The following is a 3,226-nucleotide window of genomic DNA, read 5'->3' as shown; positions in this document are numbered from 1 at the left end:
CGCGGACGCCTGCAGGCATGGCCCGATCCTGGACCCCTGCGGGCTGTCCATCCGGTTCCTGCAATGGCCGCCGCTACACCCAGGCCGGAACGTTGCCTGGGTCGATCATCGCGGCAGCGCACATGGGTCGTGTCATGGGGCGCCCTCCCGCGCGGCGGCCGGCCCGCGAACCCCTTCGTCCGGTCATCGACCGGCCCTGCGCGCGATTCTGCAGAATCTTCTCAACTGCCCCCGTCGTCAACGACAGCCGCCATGTCGGCCACGGGCGGTGCGGGAAATTCACCTCCAGGTCATCCGGCGGCAGGATGCTCAGAAACGCAGGTCGGCCACGGTGCGGATCTCGGTGACGGGTGCGGCGGGGTCGATCAGCGATTCCGGTGCCGCGGGCCGGGTGACCAGCCCGGGATGGGCCAGCAAGTCGGCGGGGTAGAGGGGCTCGAAGTCGAGTGCCGTGCGGCGGGCGAGCTCGGGCAGGCCCAGCTGGTGGATGCGGAAGGGGTCGAGGTCCAGTTCCTCCAGATCGTGCAGCAGGTCGGACTGCGACAGGACGAAGGCGGCAGCGCGCAGCCGGTCGTCGCTGCCGCGATAGACGATCAGCTTCCAGAAGGCGCGCGGGATCAGGGCGCCCCGGTAGGGCGTGTCGTCTTCGCCGAAGACCGGCCCGGCCTGGACGGCCAGCCTGATGTCCTGCGCGTCCGCCTGCTCCAGGACCAGGTTCTCGAGCTCACCCCACAGGCCGCTGCGCCGCGACTGGTTGAACCGCTCGTGCTGGGGCGCGATGTTGGGGAAGTAGAAGGAATCCTGGTTGGCCTGCCGGGCCTCGGCCACCGGACCCCAGCACAAATCGGCACGGCGCGCGAGGTGGCCGCGGTCCAGCCGGTTGCCGGCATAGAGCTCGTCGCCCAGCTGGTGCTTCGCGTCGATCCGGGGATCCAGGGCGAAGGGCCGGCGCGGCAGCACCACCATGCGGGCGCCGTCCACGTTCCAGGCCACGTAGCGTGCCATGCGCCGCCTGGCGCTGAGGCAGACCGAGAAATGGGTGTAGGGGATGGTCTGGGCGCGGCCGAAGTTCACCGCGTCGCGCTTCTGCCCGATCGACAGGCCGGGCTCCGGTACCGGCAGGCCCAGGAAGGCGGGGTCGTAGCCGGCGCGCGGCACCACCGTGTCCATGCCGGCCTCGGCCGCCAGCGCCGCGCCGGGTGGTTCCAGGACGAAGTCGAGCTTCTTCTGGACGGAGGCCGGGTAGCAGGCCAGGGCGTGCTCGTCGCTCTGGCCCAGGCCCTCGCCGGCAAAGTGCAGGCCGGCGAAGATGTCGGTGGGTGCATCGTCCGCCACCACCAGCCAGGCGGCACCGGAATCACCGCCCTTGCTGATCTCGCCGTCCGGAGAAGGGCGCTTTGGGTCCGGGCCGATCTCGAAGCAGCCGATCGCCTGGCTGCCGGCGGGTGGACCGTAGTCGAGCTTCGCCATCACGTCGACGCGCCGCACGATGCCATGAGTGATGGCGGTGGTGCGGCCGGACTTCACCAGCCGGTCGCCCAGCTCGACCCGCGCCATCCGCACGGGCGTCACGTCCAGCCCGTAGACGGATCGGTCGATGTCGCGCTGCCGGATGCGGGCGAGCGCGCAGTCGCCAGCAGCACCCAGATGGCTGCGCAAGAGCGTGCCGGCCCCATTGAGGGCGGTGTCGTTGTCGTCGAACGGGCCGGGCTGGACGATCGGATCGCCGATCCGCCCGCGATTGCCGTGCAGGACATGCCAGTTGGACAGGATGCAGGAGGCCCCGGTGGCCCGGTCGAACACGATCAGGCCCAGCGTGCCGGCGGTCTCGGTCGGATGTGCCACGCTGATCCCGGGCCGCAGCGGATCGGCCCGGCTGCGCCGCAGGTCGGTCGCCTCCGCCTCGACGATCTCCCAGGACGGGCGGTAGCTGCGCTGGATGACATCGGTCGGGACCGGTTCGCCCTCGACCTCGATGACCTCGGGGATGCGCCGACTGCCCAGGGCCTCGATGGCGGAATCGCCCTTGATGCCGACGGTGAACTGGATGCAGAGCGGCCCGTCGCCGTTCTTGCGGCCGATGCCGACCGAGGTGATGTTGGGATCGTCCAGATATTCCGCACCCTTGGCGCGGATATGGCGGCGCAGCGCCTCCCGATCGGGTCCGGCCGGCGTCCGGTCTTTGCGCGACGACTTCTGGCGTGCCACGGCGGACCCCTGGATGACACCGTGCCTGCCAGTATAGCACAAACGAAGGTGTAGCTCCACCTGGGGCTTGCCGGATGCCGGTCAGACGCACATGGCCGGCGCGAAGCCGGCCATGGCTGGAGCCTGGCTCCGGCCGGGGAAGTCCCGGCCGGAGCTTGCGTCAGAACAGGAAGTCCTGGGTGCGCCATGCGGCGGCGGTGGCACTGCCGTCCTGGACCAGGATCTCGTAGTCGGCGGCGGTGTTGCCGCTGAGATTGACCTGGATCAGCGTGTCGGCACCCTGGTCGATCACCCGGACCTGGTTGAGGCCGGTGAAGGCGGCGGTGCCGATGAAGCTCAGCCCGCCGGACAGGCCGCTCAGGTCGATCCGGTCGCCCTGGGCATCGCCGACCCCGTCGAAGCCCTGGATCACGTCGGCGCTGTCACCGAGCCCGCTTTCGCGCAGGCCGAACACGAACAGGTCGTGGCCGTGGCCGCCGGTCATGACATCGCGGCCGAGCCCGCCGGTCAGCGTGTCGTTGCCGGTGCCGCCGTCCAGCACGTCGTCACCCTGCTCGCCTGCCAGCGTATCGTTGCCGTCGCTGCCCACCAGCATGTCGTTGCCGCCACCGCCCATCAGCACATCGTTGCCGGCCGCGCCGTACAGGAGGTCGTGTCCGCCATCGCCATAGAGCCAGTCGTTGCCGTCCTCGCCATGGAGCGTGTCGGCCGCGGCACCGCCCCTCAGGATGTCGTTGCCGCCGCCGCCGTAGAGCAGGTCGGCGCCTGCCTCGCCCTCCAGCACGTCGTTGCCGTCCTCGCCGCGCAGCGTGTCGGCACCGGCCCCGCCCATCAGCGTGTCGTTGCCGCCGCCACCCACCAGCGTGTCGTTGCCGAGGTCGCCCAGCAGCGTGTCGTTGCCGTCCTCGCCGCGCAGCGTGTCGTGGCCGAGACTGCCCGACAGCAGGTCGTTGCCGCCCGCCCCGATCAGCACGTCGTCGCCGGCACCGCCATAGAGGAAGTCGTCGCCGTCCTCGCC

At 70.6% G+C, this 3,226-nt stretch carries 2 protein-coding genes; both read right to left on the bottom strand.

The window, feature by feature from the left end:
- Positions 1 to 309: 309 nt before the first annotated feature.
- On the bottom strand, positions 310 to 2,208 hold the full coding sequence (locus tag VNS22_RS04815) for a DNA/RNA non-specific endonuclease (protein WP_325730154.1): 1,899 nt from the start codon (positions 2,206 to 2,208) through the stop codon (positions 310 to 312).
- 160 nt (positions 2,209 to 2,368) lie between these two features.
- On the bottom strand, positions 2,369 to 3,226 hold an 858-nt coding region (locus tag VNS22_RS04810; RefSeq protein WP_325730152.1), incomplete at its 5' end, for a calcium-binding protein.

The organism is Geminicoccus sp. (assembly GCF_035556675.1).
Taxonomy (GTDB): domain Bacteria; phylum Pseudomonadota; class Alphaproteobacteria; order Geminicoccales; family Geminicoccaceae; genus Geminicoccus.
This window is presented reverse-complemented; position numbering and strand designations above follow the sequence as displayed.